Origin of the sequence: Spirosoma montaniterrae (assembly GCF_001988955.1) — a bacterium.
GTDB lineage: Bacteria > Bacteroidota > Bacteroidia > Cytophagales > Spirosomataceae > Spirosoma > Spirosoma montaniterrae.
In genome coordinates, this window is the sequence record NZ_CP014263.1 from 1,966,577 (window position 1) to 1,982,837 (window position 16,261).

11 protein-coding genes are annotated in these 16,261 nt (G+C 53.3%); 6 read left to right on the forward strand and 5 right to left on the reverse strand.

Annotated elements, in window-relative coordinates:
- The first annotated feature begins 60 nt into the window (after positions 1-60).
- From AWR27_RS08630 to AWR27_RS08640, 3 genes are all read left to right on the forward strand, one after another.
- Positions 61-1,986 (forward strand): heparinase II/III domain-containing protein, encoded by a 1,926-nt coding sequence (locus tag AWR27_RS08630; RefSeq protein ID WP_077130800.1) that lies wholly within the window; start codon positions 61-63, stop codon positions 1,984-1,986.
- 185 nt (positions 1,987-2,171) lie between these two features.
- On the forward strand, positions 2,172-5,294 hold the full coding sequence (locus AWR27_RS08635) for a SusC/RagA family TonB-linked outer membrane protein (RefSeq protein ID WP_077130801.1): 3,123 nt from the start codon (positions 2,172-2,174) through the stop codon (positions 5,292-5,294).
- Between the two features lie 31 nt (positions 5,295-5,325).
- Positions 5,326-6,969, forward strand: coding sequence for a RagB/SusD family nutrient uptake outer membrane protein (locus AWR27_RS08640; RefSeq protein ID WP_083732796.1), 1,644 nt, complete (start codon positions 5,326-5,328; stop codon positions 6,967-6,969).
- A gap of 144 nt (positions 6,970-7,113) precedes the next feature.
- On the opposite strand, the gene AWR27_RS08645 is transcribed toward AWR27_RS08640, so the two are convergent.
- The 3 genes from AWR27_RS08645 to AWR27_RS08655 form a co-directional block, all read right to left on the reverse strand.
- Positions 7,114-7,992 (reverse strand): DUF3822 family protein, encoded by an 879-nt coding sequence (locus tag AWR27_RS08645; RefSeq protein WP_077130802.1) that lies wholly within the window; start codon positions 7,990-7,992, stop codon positions 7,114-7,116.
- 74 nt (positions 7,993-8,066) lie between these two features.
- The gene (locus tag AWR27_RS08650) at positions 8,067-8,567 is read right to left on the reverse strand and encodes an NUDIX domain-containing protein (protein ID WP_077133890.1); all 501 of its coding nucleotides are present in this window, start codon (positions 8,565-8,567) and stop codon (positions 8,067-8,069) included.
- Between the two features lie 116 nt (positions 8,568-8,683).
- Positions 8,684-9,121 (reverse strand): CBS domain-containing protein, encoded by a 438-nt coding sequence (locus AWR27_RS08655; RefSeq protein ID WP_077130803.1) that lies wholly within the window; start codon positions 9,119-9,121, stop codon positions 8,684-8,686.
- Positions 9,122-9,233: 112 nt separating this feature from the next.
- Here AWR27_RS08655 and AWR27_RS08660 point away from each other — a divergent pair, with 112 nt between their 5' ends.
- The 3 genes from AWR27_RS08660 to AWR27_RS08670 all read left to right on the forward strand — a co-directional run bounded on the left by AWR27_RS08660 (position 9,234) and on the right by AWR27_RS08670 (position 12,625).
- Entirely contained in the window at positions 9,234-10,724 is a 1,491-nt protein-coding gene (locus AWR27_RS08660) for an ATP-dependent DNA helicase (protein WP_077130804.1), read from the forward strand.
- Between the two features lie 107 nt (positions 10,725-10,831).
- Positions 10,832-11,410 carry a DUF4126 domain-containing protein gene (locus AWR27_RS08665; protein WP_077130805.1) on the forward strand — a complete coding sequence of 193 codons (579 nt, stop codon included), beginning with the start codon at positions 10,832-10,834 and terminating at the stop codon, positions 11,408-11,410.
- A 15-nt stretch (positions 11,411-11,425) separates the two neighbouring features.
- Complete coding sequence (locus tag AWR27_RS08670) at positions 11,426-12,625, forward strand: carboxypeptidase-like regulatory domain-containing protein (protein ID WP_077130806.1); 1,200 nt, start codon at positions 11,426-11,428, stop codon at positions 12,623-12,625.
- 117 nt (positions 12,626-12,742) lie between these two features.
- Here AWR27_RS08670 and htpG read toward each other — a convergent pair whose 3' ends face one another.
- On the reverse strand, positions 12,743-14,572 hold the full coding sequence (gene htpG, locus AWR27_RS08675) for a molecular chaperone HtpG (protein ID WP_077130807.1): 1,830 nt from the start codon (positions 14,570-14,572) through the stop codon (positions 12,743-12,745).
- A 159-nt stretch (positions 14,573-14,731) separates the two neighbouring features.
- Positions 14,732-16,210 (reverse strand): beta strand repeat-containing protein, encoded by a 1,479-nt coding sequence (locus tag AWR27_RS08680; protein ID WP_077130808.1) that lies wholly within the window; start codon positions 16,208-16,210, stop codon positions 14,732-14,734.
- Between the last annotated feature and the right edge of the window lie 51 nt (positions 16,211-16,261).

Here is a 16,261-nt window from a genome sequence, read left to right on the forward strand (position 1 = left end):
CCTCACCTGAACCCGGCACAATAGCTGGGTAAACTCGGCGCGGCTTCGTCTTTCTCAGGCATGAAGACGTACACGCGCCTACTTCTGACGGGCTTTTTCCTCTTAATGCTACAACCTGTATTTGCCCAGTCCGATTCGGTGCGGGCCACCACTTCCCTACCCGATCACCCGCGTTTGCTGCTGCTGAAAGGCGAAGAAAAAACCCTCCTGCGAACCATTCAGACCGATTCGGTCTGGCTGCGCGTTCACCAGACCATTCTTCAGGAATGCGACCGGATGCTGACCACCGCCCCTGTGCAACGCATTCAAATCGGGCGTCGGCTGCTCGACAAATCGCGCGAGTGTTTGCGTCGGGTATTTTTTCTGGCCTACGCCTATCGGATGACAGGGCAAAAGTCGTATCGCGACCGGGCCGAACAGGAACTACTGGCCGTGTCGGCGTTCACCGACTGGAATCCGTCGCATTTTTTAGACGTGGCCGAGATGACAATGGCCGTTGCCATCGGCTACGACTGGCTCTATAATGACCTGTCGGAAACATCACGGACGAAACTGCGGGACGCGCTGCTGACCAAAGGTTTGCAGCCATCCCTCGAAACCCGGTACAGTGGCTGGCAAAATGCCAGTCATAACTGGAATCAGGTGTGCAATGCCGGTATGGCATTCGGTGCGCTGGCCCTGTTCGACCAGCCGAGCGCGGCCCGGCCTAACGTGGCCCGGCCCGATCTGATGCCCTATATCATTAACCGGGCCATCCGCACCGTAACCAAACCTATGGCCGATTATGCTCCCGACGGGGCTTATCCCGAAGGTTATAGCTACTGGGGCTATGGCACAACGTTCAATGTTCTGCTTATCAGCGCGTTGGAAAAAGCATTCGGGTCCGATTTTGGACTAACGGCACAGCCCGGTTTCCGGCAAACGGCGCAATATCTGCTGCACATGACCGGGCCTACCGGGGCGTCGTTCAATTACTCCGACGCGGGCCGGGGCGGCAGCATTCAACCGGCTATGTTCTGGTTTGCGCAAAAACAAAAAGACCCATCCCTGCTGTGGGTCGAGCGCGATCATCTGGCTCCGGCACAAGCTAAAAGTATGCTACGGGAGCGGGTACTACCTGCTATGCTTGTTTGGGGTAACGCCTTTATGCTGAGTCAACTGCCCAAACCAACGCAAACAGCCTGGGTGGGCGGTGGCAAAAACCCGGTGGCCCTGTTCCGGTCATCGTGGCAGGATTCTACGGCGGTGTTTGTAGGGTTAAAAGCCGGATCGCCGTCGGTCAATCACGGACACATGGATGTTGGCTCGTTCGTCATGGAAGCCGATGGGGTCCGCTGGGCGTCGGATTTGGGAATGCAGGAGTATAATTCGCTCGAATCGCGGGGAATGAACATCTGGGGCAAGGAGCAGAATGCCCAACGCTGGCAGGTGTTCCGCTACCGAAATCACGTGCATAATACCCTCACCGTCAACGATTCGTTGCAACGTACCAACGGTTATGCGGCCATTGCCAGCCATGCCGACACGCCTTCGTTTCAGCATGCCATTACCAACTTATCAACGTTATACGCAGGTTCTCTGCAAACGGCCCGGCGTGGGGTTGCGCTGCTGAACGGGCAGTATGTGGTTGTGCGCGACGAACTTACGGCCTTAGCAAAGCCCGCTACCGTCCGCTGGACCATGCTGACACCCGCCGACGTGACCATCACCGGACCCAACTCTGCCGAACTGCGTCAACAGGGAAAGACGCTTACGCTGCGTGTGCAGGAACCCGCACAGGTCACGATGAAGACCTGGACAGCCGAGCCGCCAAACGACTACGACGCCCCCAATCCGGGCATGTCGCTGATTGGTTTTGAGGTAACGATGCCTGCCGGGTCGAGCGGAGCGTTAACGGTGCTGCTTTTGCCGGGGGCAACGGCCAATCAGCCCCTGCCGCCCGTTCGTTCGCTGCGCGACTGGCCGCAAACGAAGGCCGGGAAATGAGGATCCATAACTTAACTTTATTGTCTCTAAAATTTTCGTACCCATCACCCTAAACTTTAAATTCTGCTAATCTGTAGAGGAAAAATCTTGCTTGATTGTCTTTATATATCAATACCACCTTAATTCATCTTTTATTTACCCAATAGTCTGTATACAATTTTTTTCAAAGACAAAAATGCCTCCACATGAAAACACAACTACTTAGGTGCCGCACTGCCGTTACCCAACGCTTGCTGTGCAGTTTACTGGTTCTCCTCGGATTGAGCAGTGCGACCTTCGGTCAAACGGTATCGGGCCGAATCACCGCTTCTGAAAGTGGGGAAGGGTTGCCGGGTGTAAGCGTCGTATTGAAAGGTACTACCCAGGGTACTACGACCGACAATAATGGGCAGTACACGCTGAAAGTACCCAATACCAACGCTACGCTGGTGGTTAGCTTCATTGGGTACGTGCGGCAGGAAGTGGCCGTTCGGGGTCGCTCGACCATTGATGTAACGCTGCTGGTCGACGACAAAGCACTGGATGAAGTCGTCGTTGTCGGCTATGGTACGCAGCGCAAAGCCAACCTGACGGGGGCCGTCTCAACTATCGACTCGAAGGTGATTCAGAACCGGCCCAGCACGAATGTAACGAATGCTCTGCAAGGTACAACGCCCGGTCTGATTGTAACGCGCAGTTCCGGGCAGCCGGGGCAGGAAGGGCTGAACATCCAGATTCGGGGCGTTACAACCGCCAACGGTGCAGTGCCGCCCCTGATTATTCTGGATGGCGTAACCGTTCCGAGCAATACGCTCAACACACTGAACCCCAACGATATTGAAAGCATGAGTGTGCTGAAAGATGCTGCTGCTGCCGCCATTTACGGCGCACAGGCAGCCGGTGGGGTTATTTTAGTGACAACTAAAAAAGGCAAGTCGGGCAAGGTCACGTTCGACTATCTGGCGCAATACGGCACCGACTGGGCTATTAACGTACCCAAACGCATGGGCCTGCTCGACGAAGCCCTGTACGTGAACCTCGGCAATCGCAATGCAGGCATCAACCCCGAATACACGGACTTTGACCTCGAACAGATTCGGAACAACGTGCCCTACGTGGTGAACCCCGCCGATACGAGCACGTATCTATACTACGGACAGGAAGCTCTCACCGATCAGGTGCTACGGAAATACACCTCCATGCGTACCCATAACATCACGGCTCGTGGCGGCACCGATAAATTCAACTTTATGGTGTCGGGTGGTTTCTACGAAAAACAGGGCATTTTTAAAGTAGGGCCAGACAAAAACACTCGCTACAACCTGCGTGTAAACCTCGGTGCCCAACTAACGCAGCATGTGTCGCTGGAAGCACTGATGGCCTATACCAATGAAACCACCCGGCAGTCGTCGTCGGCGGCAGATGGCAACCTGATCTACCAGATTTACCGACTCCGCACCCGCACGCCGTTCTTCACGCCCGAAGGCCGCTACAACGGGGCTGGTTCGGCAGCATCGACCTACGCCGAACTCGAATCGGGCGGCTATAACAACCTGTTTAAGAACCACTTCGACGGTACGTTTACGCTCCGGGCGGCCAACTTCATCAAAGGTCTGTCGCTGCGGGCGGTGGCCGGTACGCAGTATCGCCCCGAAAACCGGAATGTATTTTTTCGCACGGTACCGCTCTGGGGCAAGTCGCGAATTCTGCGCTACCACAATCAGGTCAACTCGTATCAGGTGACGCGCGACCTGACCAAAAACATCAACCTACAGTTTCTGGCCGATTACAACTTCAAAATTGGAGCCAATCACAACTTCGCGTTGCTGGGCGGCTATCAGTGGGAAGATTTCCGGTTTGAGCGCGTATTCACGCAAGCCAATAACTTGGTTAGCAACGACTTACCTACACTCAGCCTGGGCGATGACCTGACCAAGTCGAACAGCGAAACGATTCGGACGTATGCGTTTCAGTCGATTTTTGGACGACTCAACTACAACTTCGCTGATAAGTATCTGTTCGAGGCCACTGTTCGGCAGGACGAAAGTTCCAAGCTGGCTCCTGGCCTGCGCACGCAGATTTTCCCGGCAGCATCGGTCGGCTGGAACCTGCACCGCGAAGGCTTTTTTGCCAACAGAATCAACTTTGTCAGTGAGTTGAAACTGCGCGGTTCGTGGGGTCGTCTGGGCGGTGCGCTGGGCGACGTGCTGGGCTTTTACGATTACCTGAATCAGTTGGGACGGGGCAATACTCTCGTGTTGGGCGACACGCGCACGTCGTTTATCGGGCAAACGTTCATTCCGTCGGCGTCGCTCTCGTGGGAAACCATCGAAACCACCAATGGCGGGGTTGATCTGGGCTTTTTCCAGAACCGCCTGCAAGCCAGTTTCGATTACTATGTGAAGTTTAACCGCAACATGCTGACCCCACAGCAGTTGCCCGCCACCATTGGCATTGCCACGCCCCGTAAGAACAATGGCGAACTGAAATCGTGGGGCTGGGAACTTGACCTGCGCTACCGCGACCGCATTGGTAAAGAGTTTAACTACAACGTGGCACTCAACCTGTCGGACAATCAGAACCGTCTCATCAATTTCTCGGGTCGGCGGGTTGTCAATGCCGGGTTCAACAACCTGATCGAAGGCTACCCCATCAACACATTCTGGGGCTACCAAACCGCCGGGTTCTTCAGCACCGCCGACGAAGTAAAAGCCCATGCCTTCCAGGATAACCGCACCGGACCGGGCGACCTGAAATACATTGACCGCAACGGCGATGGTCGGCTAACGGTAGGCAAAGGCAATACCGAAGATTTTGGGGATCTGGTACTGATCGGCTCCGATCAGCCCCGCTGGTTGTTTGGCGGTACGTTCGGGTTCGATATCAAAGGTTTCGACTTTCTGGCTTTCTTCCAGGGCGTTGGCGAACGCTGGTTCCGCCCTTCCACCGAGTCGATTGCCCCACGGTTGGTGACGTGGAAACAGCCGCTGGCTCTCCACGCCGACTACTGGACACCCGAAAACCCCGACGCACTTTATCCACGTCCGTTTACGGGTGCCACCCACAACTACGTGGCCTCGGACCGCTGGACACTCAACGGGCGGTATATGCGCCTGAAAAATTTGCAGGTGGGGTACACGCTGCCCGCTTCGCTGACCCAAAAGGTAAAAATTGCACGGGCGCGGTTCTTCTTCTCCGGGCAGGATTTATTCACGGTTTCTGCTTTAGGCGGCTTCAAAGGCTATTATGACCCCGAAACCCGGAATAACGTCGAGAACGATTACCCCTTCTTCGCTACGGCCTCGCTGGGCTTAAACATCGGATTCTAACCGGCTTTGTTCACATCAATTTGTTACGACTATGATTCAGTCTTTTTCAACCATACTCTCGAAAACCGTTGCCAAACCCTTTCGGTACGCGGGGGTGGCGGCTTTGCTGCTACTGGCATCCTGCGAGGTAGATCGTTTACCGGAAACAGCCATCAGCGACGATGTGTTCTGGCGGTCGGAAGCCGACCTGAAACAGGCAGCTAACTACCTCTATACATGGATGCCGAGTTTCAACAACGCAGACGTTTGGTCAGACGATGCCTTCGGGCTGGCATCGAACGGCGTCAGCGATGGGTCGCGGCTTCCGCCCGCGACCGATGGTGGTTATAACATACCCTACGCCCTGATTCGGGCGGCTAACAACATCATCGAGAAGGCTCCGCGTGCGTCGACGGCGAGCGTGTCTGCAATAGAACGTTATACCGCCGAGGCTCGCTTTTTTCGGGCATTGGGCTATTTTCAACTGGTACAACGGTATGGCGGGGTGCCGCTGATTCTGAAAACGCTGACCGATGCCTCGCCGGAACTACAGCAGCCCGCAGCCACCCGCGAACAGGTAGTTGATCAGATGTATCAGGATTTGGATTTTGCTGCGTTGAAACTGCCCACCCCTACCCAACTTGGCAACGCCGACTATGGGCGCATCTCCAACACGGCGGCACTGGCGTTCAAGGCGCGGGTGGCCTTGTTTGAGGGCACACGAGCCAAATTTCATACCTACGGCGAACCGGCCAAACACCTCAATGTAGCCTTAGCCGCAGCCAAAGCCGTAATCGACAGTCGGCAGCACGATTTGTTTGGTAACTATTTCAACCTGTTTCAGTACGAAGGCGAAGGCCGGCAAAACCGCGAAAACGTGATGGTGCGGCAGTTCGGCGTGTCGCTGACCGACCGCGTATCGACGCACGGTTTCTACCGGGGAACGCTCGAAAACGGCAACATGAACCCCACAAAAGTGCTGGTCGATGCGTATCTGATGAAAGATGGGTTGCCCATTACCAAATCGCCCCTCTATAAGACGCCAACTACAACGCTGGAAATTTTTGCCAACCGCGATAACCGCCTGAGCGAGACGGTTATGAAACGGGGTGATCCAATGATGGCAACCAAACCCGTTTTCGACGTAGCCAATCTGGCCTTTAACAAAACAGGCTACATGTTCCGCAAATTCGCCAATATCGACGACTGGAATACGCAGGCATCCCGCATCGACTACCCGGTGCTGCGCTATGCCGAGGTGCTGCTGACCTACGCCGAAGCCGATTTTGAGCTGGACAACCAAATCAGCGACGCCGATCTGGAACTGACCGTCAACCGGTTGCGAACACGCGGGGGCATTGCCAAACTGACCAACGCGTTTGTAGCCGCCAACGGACTCGACATGCGGGAGGAACTCCGGCGCGAACGGCGCGTGGAACTGGCAATGGAAGGTTTTCGGTACTGGGACCTGATTCGCTGGAAAACCGCCGAAACTGAGCTTCCCAAACCGGTGCTGGGCATTTACTTTTTCAAATCGGAGTTTCCGCCCGCCACGGTCAACCTGACGCCCGACAATTTCGTTCTGGTACAAACCGCCAATTTCCGCAAGTTCGACCCGGCGCGGGATTACCTTTTCCCGCTACCCATCAACGAACTTAGCCTGAACCCGGCTCTAAAACAGAATCCGGGCTGGTAATGCGGTAGTCAGGTGTGATTGATGGCTGACGCGAAAAAGATGTGAGAGGTTGATGGCTGACGCGAAAGAGACGCAAAGGGTTGCGTCTCTACACCGGATGGATTTGTAGAGACGCAACCCTTTGCGTCTCTTTCGCGTCAGCCATCAATCGTTCAGCAGCACCAGCCCGTACAGGCTTAGATACCGGTGATCGGGCAAATCATCGAATTCGTCGGTGAGTGTGAGGCCGTTGGGTGCGTGACCGAAGGTCAGATTCGGCAGAAAGCGGCTTAACTCGGTGTAGGCATCGGCGAATGGAGTTATCTCGCCAAACAGCAAAACGGCAGTATCTTCGACCGAGAGGTTTAGTTCGCTTAGTACGTACAGAACATAGTAGGCTAAGTCCTGCGTGGTTTTATACCCAAACCGGTTGCAGTAGCGCAGTTGCTCTGCTTCGCGGCAGATAATTGTAACAAACTCATCTTCAAAATACAGGTACAGCGATTGCGCGTTGAGGGCATGTCGGCTGAGGTTGGCCGTAGCCTGAATCAGCGCGCTCGTCTGATGCACGAACGTTAGCGGTTGAAGCGGATAGACTTCCGAAAAATAGTCGGCCAGCGGATGGGCCAGATTAAACACCGACAAAAAGCCTTCGCTCTCGTGGCTATACGTCTGGGCAAATTCATGCGCTGGCAGCGTATTGCCCCGCATCAGCGAAAGGTAGCTACCGGCATACTCTTTCCGGTACAACGGTTTAGGAATGAGCGTAAACGACGGCGAATTAACGCTGACGCGGATCTGCTGCCACGGTCCCGCCGACAGTACGGGATGGTGCCGGAACACGTCGGGGAGCATCTCAGTCAGGGGCCGGTCGGTAAGGAGTGATGAAAACGGATAATCTTCCAGATAACAACCCTGCTTACGGCTGTCCTGCACCAGAAACCGAAACCGATCTCGCCCAACTTCCAGACACAAAACAGACTGAGCCGTTTTAGCCGGATCAAAAACGGAGGAGCGGACAGCAACAGTGGGCGCAAGAGACACAGCAGTTAGCACAGGAGCGATCAGATTAACCGGTTCAACAAAGTAACGGGATAGTATAGTGAATGTGTAGAGACTTATTTATGCAAATACCCCCGAAGCGTAAATACATCGTCGAGCGAGTCGCAATACTGAAACAGCGCGTGAACCTCGTGGGGCGGATACCGCTTGATTTCCTCGAACGTCATCAGCCGCACTTCCTGAATAATCTGCTCATCATCAGCCATTTCGGGGTCGAGACCCTGCCGCAGCGAACCGCCCTGAACCTCCACCGCAAAAAACAGTTCGAGGGCGTGTAGCGGAGGTTGCATGAACTCGTTGACAAACAGCAATTCGCCAATGGTTACGTCTAAGCCGGTTTCTTCGGCAAACTCGCGCACGAGGGCATCGGGTGCGGTTTCGCCAAAGTGCGTACCGCCACCGGGCGGACACCAGAATGTATCGGTTGGGCCGATGCCCCGATGCCGAACCATCAGCAGCCGGCTGTCTTCCCGATATAACCCACAAACGCGCAGCCGCTGCCGGTTTCCGTACAATTTAATCACCTCCTGCCGGGGCTTATCAAGTATTTGCGTCACAGTATACAACTATTTTTCCGATTCGGGACGCAAAGGTACGATTTAGTGATGAGTGATGAACGATGAGTGATAAGTTTGCTGACGCTCGAAAACTCATCGTTCATCACTCATCACTTCTAATAAGGGCTTCCTGAGATATAGCTTTCGAGCGAGCTGATCTGATTTTTCTGTTCGCGTATAATAGCCGTAACCACGTCATTAATAGAAATAATGCCTGTCAGTTCGCCTTTGTCCATGACGGGCAGGTGGCGAATATGCTTATCCGACATAATCTGCATACACTCGTCCAGCGTTTGTTCGGGTTCGATGGTGATCACCCGCGCCGTCATTACGTCGGCAATGCGGGTATCGTCGGAGTGGCGGTCTTTCAGAATGATCTTGCGGGCGTAGTCGCGTTCGGAGAAAATGCCCGTCAGCACACCTTTATCGACAACCAGCACGGCCCCGATGTTTTTGTCGGCCATAAGCTTGAGGGCCTCAAGTACGGTTTGATCCGACGAAACCGTGTACAGCGCATTAACAGCTTTGCCTTGAAGTATCTGGCGAATTTTCATAATAGAGAAGGGTTTAATGTGATTTCAAACAGGGTGAAGGTATTAAATTTTTAGGCCGAACGCAAACGCGTCTATGCGTAATTCTCTGGAATAGTTTTCGTAAATTAGAGGTATGAATGACACGCAAACGGCAGCCCAGTTGCTGGCGAAACGTTTTCCGTATAAACCAACACCCGGTCAGAAGCAGTTTTTTGAGCAGATCGGCACCTTCATCACCCGCGAAGAGTTTGAGCGATACCGCGATTGTTTTTTGCTGCGCGGCTATGCCGGTACGGGTAAAACCACACTCGTTGGCACGCTCATCAACGTACTTCCCCGCTTTGGCTACAAGTCTATTTTGTTAGCACCCACGGGCCGGGCCGCCAAAGTGATGTCGAACTATGCCAAGAAACCGGCGCAGACGATTCACCGCAAAATCTACCGGCAGGTGGCCGACCCTGCGTCGGGAACACTGGCCTTTCAGCGGCAAAAAAATTACCACGAAAATACGCTCTTTATTGTCGATGAAGCATCGATGATTTCCGATGAGGCCGACTTTGGAGGCAAGGGACTGCTGACCGATCTGGTTGAGTTTGTCTTTGAGAATGAAGGCAATAAGCTGCTGCTCGTGGGCGATATGGCGCAGTTGCCGCCCGTAGGCCGCGACCTTAGCCCGGCCCTCGACCGAAGTTTTCTGTCCGCATCGTTCGACATGACCGTGTTTGAACAGGAACTGACCGAAGTGATGCGACAGGATGAAGAATCGGGCATTCTCTATAACGCTACCAACCTGCGCCTGCTGCTCGACCCTATCGAATCGACGCCCAAAGCCGTAGGGTTCGACGCGCTCCTGAACGACAACGCCCCCGCTCAGTCTGCCGATGCGCCGAACATTCAGCTCAACGTTCGGTCGTTTGGCGACGTGTATAAGATGCCGATGAATAAGCTCGAAGACGGCATTCAGTATGCCTACAATAAATACGGTCGGGAAAATACGGTGATTCTGTGCCGGTCGAACAAAACGGCGGTGCAGTACAACCAGTTTGTTCGGCGAATGATCGATCAGTGCGAAGAAGAACTTGACGCGGGCGATATGCTGATGATTGCCCGCAACAACTACACTACGCTCGATGAAGACGCGCCGGCGGGTTTTTTAGCCAACGGCGAATTTGCCGAAGTCCTGAAAATCCGAAACAAAGAAGAGCTGCACGGGTTTCGATTTGCAACGGTTACGCTGCGATTAGTCGATTACGAAGAACAGCCCGATTTCGAAGCTAAAATCATTCTCGACACGCTGCATTCGCCCACGCCCTCGCTCAGTTCGGAGCAGCACCGGGCGTTGTATGAAAGCGTACAGAAAGATTATTTTTACATCAAAAGCAAGAAAGAACGCGCCGAGGCCGTTCGGCGCGACCCGTATCTGAATGCTTTGCAGGTAAAATTTGCCTACGCACTCACCACGCACAAATCGCAGGGTGGGCAGTGGAGCGCGGTATTCATCGATCAGGGGTATTTGCCCGACGGACAAGTGAATCAGGAGTTTGTGCGCTGGCTCTACACCGCCCTGACCCGCGCCACCGACGAAGCGTTTTTAATGAATTTCAACCCGGCATTTTTTGGGTAAGTGGGTAAAGTATTGTTACACAGAGATTCGCAGAGTTAAAACAGATACACAGAGGTCTCTGCGACCCTCTTTCTTCTCTGTGAATCTCTGTGTAATAACTACTACCAATGTCTATCGACTGGATTATGAGTGCCTGTATCGGCGTGGGGCTGGCGGCTTGTTGCGGCTTCCGGGTGTTTGTGCCGATGCTGATTGCGAGTATTGCCACCAAACTTGGTATCATTGGCACCATCGGCGGGTTTGAGTGGCTGGGCGGCTGGCCTGCACTGGTTGGCCTGAGCGTGGCAACACTGGCCGAAGTGGGCGCGTATTACATTCCCTGGCTCGACAACCTGCTTGACACCGTAGCTACGCCCGCGTCGATTATTGCCGGTACGCTGCTCAGCACGTCGTTCTTACCTATCGACAATCCCGTCTTGCACTGGGGGCTGGGCCTGATGCTGGGCGGTGGCTCGGCGGGCATTGTGCAGGCCGGAACGAGTCTACTCCGGCTCGGCTCAACCGCTACGACGGGTGGGCTGGCAAACCCGGTAGTAGCAACGGGCGAAAACGTAGCCTCGTTCGGTTTGTCTATCCTGACCGTGTTGTTGCCGCTCGTGGCCGCCGTGCTGATAGCTGCCGTTATTGTCTTCATTATTAGTCGGTTAGTGGCAAAACGACGCGTGTGGTTTACGCGAAAAAGCTGATAACTCTTTCTGGCTATGCGTGCTGCACCTGGCTTATTCACAAAACGCTGCTGTTTTCTGGTATGCTGCTTATCGATACTGCTGACGTCGTGGCGCAGTGTCGGTCAGCACCTAATTACCGGACGAGTGGTAAATGGTGAAGATCAAACACCATTGCCCGGCACGACAGTTTTTTTAGCCGGTACGCAAAAAGGCACCACCACCGACGCCGAAGGCCGATTCACACTGGATAACCTTCCTTCAGCGACTTACAAGCTGGTGTTTACGCACATCGGCTTTAAAACCCTGTCAACTACAATAGCAATTCCGGTAGCAAAGCCCTATCGCATCGTTCTGAAACCCGATGCAAACCAGCTTGCCGTTATTACCATCCGGGCAAAACGCCGGGATAACCGGTGGAAAGAACACGTTGATTTATTCACGAAAAATTTTGTTGGGCAGAGCGAGAACGCGAAATTATGTCGTTTACTGAATCCAGAAGTGCTATACTTTGACTATAAATCAGACGGTTTCGTAGCCCATACCACCGATGTGTTGCAGATTGAAAACCTTGGACTTGGTTATCGAATAAAATTTCAGTTGGATACGTTTGCGGTTAACAATACGACTCACAACATCTATTTTAAGGGTTATTCAGTATTCGATACATTAACAGCCAGCAGTCCACAGCAGGCAGACCAGTGGGCTACCCGGCGTCTCAAAGCTTACCGTGGTTCGCTTATGCATTTTATGCGGGCCTTATTTCAGAATAAATTAACGCAGGAGGGTTTCGTAGTCCAGTTTATGGAAGAAAACTTTAATCGTCAGGGCGACCGCTGGCTCAAAAGTTTGGCTACTGACACTACGGCCACGCTGCCTCCATTAACTGGAAATCAGCCCATTGTCTATCCAACGCTGCACTACCGCCGATTGGTTGACACAACCCGATTCCGTTCATCTTTACTGAACTGGCATTTGAAGCATCTCCTTGAAGTGCGATACACTCAGGAGAGTGAGTCATTCGACTATTACACCATAAGAGATCGGTCTTATTTTGGGTATAAAAAGAAACCGCAAACGTCGCTCATTCGATTTCGCGACGTAGACGTGTCGGTTCAGGCCGACGGACAGTTTTTCGAACCCGATGGATTTCGTACTGAGGGTTACTGGAGTTGGGAATTAATTGCCGAAGAGTTACCCGTCGATTATCAGCCAAAGAATCAGAACCAGGATTAGCCGGGATTTACAGGATTAAACAGGATTCTACGCTACGCTTATTTGTAGAGTCGGACAAGCGCAGCGTAAAATCTTGTTTTAATCACGAAAATCCCGGCTAATCCTGGTTCTAATGGTTCAGATTTGAGCCACCGTGCGCTTTACGAAGGCCGTTAAGTCGGCACCGGTCAGCATGTTTTGTGCCAACAGAGCCAGGTCATAAACCTGTTTGATCTGTGTTTTCTGGGCATCGGCATCGGTTTCGGCCAGAATCCGGCTCGTGAGCGGGTGGTTGGCGTTTACTACTACGTTGTGGCCCATCGGGAAGTTACCATAGAACGACTGCTCGCCCGACAGGGCCGACATATCTTTCATCCGGCGCATAAATTCGGGTTGTGTGATGGTCACGGGCAGTTCGTCGGTCGGCTGTGCTTCTACGCTGACCGTCAGCGTTTTATTATCAAGAACCTGCTCAAACAGCTCTTTCAGTTTCGTTTGGTCAGCCTCCGATAGTACGCTTTCATTGTTCAGCCCTTTGTCGATCAGTTTGTCGAGCGTATCGGCATCGACGCGCTGGAAACGCACTTTTTCGAGTTTGTATTCGAGCGAATTGATGAAGTGCGAATCGATTACGTTATCCATCAACAACACGTCGTATCCGCGCCGACGTGCCGACTCGATGTAGGCGTCCTGCTGCTTGCGGTCGGTCGTGTACAGGATTATCAGCGACTCGTTTTTGTCGGTTTGGTTGGCCTGAATCTTTTCGCGGTATTCGTCAGGCGTGTTGTAGGTGCCTTCCGTATTTTTGAGTAACACGAAGTTTTTAGCCTTCTCCCAGAATTTATCGTCCGACAAAATACCGTACTTGATGAACAGGCCGATATCGTCGAATTTTTCCTCGAACGCTTTGCGGTCGGCGTTAAACAGATCGTTCAGTTTGTCGGCCACTTTGCGGGTAATGTAGCCGTTGATTTTCTTCACGTTGGCGTCGGCCTGTAAGAACGAACGCGACACATTGAGCGGAATATCGGGCGAATCGATTACGCCGTGCAGCATCATCAGGAAGTCGGGCACAACGTCTTTCACCTCGTCGGTGATAAACACCTGCCGACTATACAATTGTATTTTTTCGCGCTGAAACCGCAGTTCGTTTTTGACGCGGGGGAAATACAGAATCCCGGTCAGGTTGAACGGATAATCGACGTTGAGGTGAATCCAGAACAGCGGCTCCTCGCTCATCGGATAGAGTTCGCGGTAGAACGTCTTATAGTCCTCCTCGGTGAGGTCGGCGGGGGCTTTCGTCCAGATCGGCGTAGTATTGTTGACAATCTCGCCATCGAACTCAATCGGCACGGGCAAAAAGCGGGCATATTTATCGAGAATGCTCCGCAAACGGCCTTTGTTCAGAAACTCTTCCGAATCGGGCGCGATATGCAGAATCACGTCGGTGCCACGTTCAGTGCGTTCGGCGGGTGTCAGTTCAAACTCGGTCGAGCCATCGCAGACCCAGCGCGCACCTTCGGCACCGTCGCGGTACGAGCGGGTAACGATTTCAACTTTCTCGGCCACCATGAACGCCGAGTAGAAACCCAGCCCGAAGTGGCCGATGATCTGTCCTTTATCGTCCGTTTTGTCTTTATATTTTTCGAGAAAATCCGATGCGCCGGAAAAGGCAATCTGGTTAATGTACTTCTTAATCTCGTCGGCGGTCATGCCAATACCATTGTCCGAGATGGTAATGGTTCGGGCTTCCTCGTCAAGTGCTACGTTTACTTTCAATTCGCCGAGTTCGCCCCCAAATTCACCGAACGATGCCAGTTGCCGCAGTTTTTGCGTGGCATCAACAGCGTTGGAGACCAATTCGCGCAGGAAAATTTCGTGGTCTGAATAGAGGAACTTCTTGATAATCGGGAAAATATTCTCGGTATGAATCGAGATTTGTCCTCGCTCGTTCTGTAGGGCTTCCATAATCTATCGTGTCAGGGAATTGTTGTTATTCGGGCGGTCGTCAAATCCTGTTCCAGATCAATCAGGGCTGACAGATTGACAGTCAAAAAATCAGTAACCCCGGCCCACCATAGATAGCAGACCGGGGTCATTGAGTGTTTTATAACCTGAAACGATCTATTAAGGCGTTGGCACGGTCTGACCAACCGTAGCTGTATTGCCGTTACCGATCTGGCTGATGTTTGCCACGTTCGGGTTGCCCGCACTGCCCGTCTGAATCACGGTCATTACATTGTTGTTACCAATCTGTAAAGCTGGATTTGGCAATACTGGGTCGGGGGTAACTCCCTGCAAGGTGCTGAATCCGTTCTGAGTGGCGGTGGCTGTGTTACCAATACCCCCCTGCAACAGGTTGGCCGCGTTAACGTCATTTTCCTGGCTGATACTGGCTGCGTTATTATCCGACACGACGGACAGACCCGTGATCGTTGAGAGGCCGCCCGTAAAGCCCTGCTGAATCTCGGCGGTGTTGCCCACGCTACTGTTCGTAGTCTGGTTCTGACTGATGGTGGCACTATTGCCGCTGCCTGATGCCGTACTGGCCCCTGCGCTGGCTCCATCGTAGGCATACGTCTGCGTAATCACTGCCGAATTATTCTGGCCGCCCACCCCTTGCCGAATCAGGGCGTCGTTGTTTGCCGATTGTTCGTTCTGGTTAATCAGTGCTCCGCTGCTGCTACCGGCCTGCTCTATATTGGCCCGGTTGTAGCTACTCTGATTGGTCTGGTTCACCGTGCCCTGGTTGCCGCTGCCTGCCATGTCGGTTTGTACCACCGTCGCTTGATTGTAGGACGAATTGTTGACCTGATATACTATCGCTATTCCATCCACACCCAACTGGGTCACGCTGGCTTGGTTGTTGTCACTGATGGCCGACTGTAGTACTTCGGCGATCTTATCGGCTCCTTCCTGCACCACAGTCGCCTGGTTCAACTGGCTGTTATCTGATTGCACCACTACAGCATTATTGCCCGTGGCCGCGCTGTTACTCACGCCCTGGTCAATGGTGGCGGTGTTGCCCAACGAGAGATTATTCTGCTCGATAACCGTACCTAAGTTGGCATCGCCTACCTGCCGAATGCGGGCATAGTTGGCCTGACTCGTGCCATCGGCTCCGGCGTTCTGAAAAATAGACGTCTGATCGTTACCCGCTCCTGCCTGGCTAATAGCGGCATAGTTGCCCGCATTGGCCGATGAGGGCGTTGTTGGATTGCTGCCGCGCAGTTGCGTTCCTCCACTGCGGAAGCTGGCATTGCCCGTTTGCTCGATGGTTGCAATGTTATTGGAACCCGCCGTCTGGCTGATGTTGGCTTCATTGTAGTCCGAGCCATCTATCTGGCGAACGAACGCCTGATTCACATCGCCCACGGTGGCTGCACCGGCAATTTGCGTGGTACGGGCCACGTTGCCCGTGTTGGGCGTGGAAGCTGCGCCGGTCAACTGGAGAATTGTGGACTGGCTGGCATTGCCCGTCTGCACTACCGTACTCGACTGCATGGTGCCGGTCTGGCTCACCACCGACGTGTTGTTTTGGGCCTGTGCGCTGATAACGAACGCCAGCAAGGCTGTGCTCAGGGTCAGTATTCTTTGTTTATCCATAATTTTCGAGAGTAGTAGACTCACAATAAGAGGGTTAGAGCAGAAGCTGAG

What these genes read in the sequence shown, in the direction of transcription:
- AWR27_RS08630 (WP_077130800.1), top strand. Translation starts at nt 61, where the DNA reads ATGAAGACGTACACGCGCCTACTTCTGACGGGCTTTTTCCTCTTAATG.
- AWR27_RS08635 (WP_077130801.1), top strand. Translation starts at nt 2,172, where the DNA reads ATGAAAACACAACTACTTAGGTGCCGCACTGCCGTTACCCAACGCTTG.
- AWR27_RS08640 (WP_083732796.1), top strand. Translation starts at nt 5,326, where the DNA reads ATGATTCAGTCTTTTTCAACCATACTCTCGAAAACCGTTGCCAAACCC.
- AWR27_RS08655 (WP_077130803.1), bottom strand. Translation starts at nt 9,121, where the DNA reads ATGAAAATTCGCCAGATACTTCAAGGCAAAGCTGTTAATGCGCTGTAC.
- AWR27_RS08660 (WP_077130804.1), top strand. Translation starts at nt 9,234, where the DNA reads ATGAATGACACGCAAACGGCAGCCCAGTTGCTGGCGAAACGTTTTCCG.
- AWR27_RS08665 (WP_077130805.1), top strand. Translation starts at nt 10,832, where the DNA reads ATGTCTATCGACTGGATTATGAGTGCCTGTATCGGCGTGGGGCTGGCG.
- AWR27_RS08670 (WP_077130806.1), top strand. Translation starts at nt 11,426, where the DNA reads ATGCGTGCTGCACCTGGCTTATTCACAAAACGCTGCTGTTTTCTGGTA.
- htpG (WP_077130807.1), bottom strand. Translation starts at nt 14,572, where the DNA reads ATGGAAGCCCTACAGAACGAGCGAGGACAAATCTCGATTCATACCGAG.
- AWR27_RS08680 (WP_077130808.1), bottom strand. Translation starts at nt 16,210, where the DNA reads ATGGATAAACAAAGAATACTGACCCTGAGCACAGCCTTGCTGGCGTTC.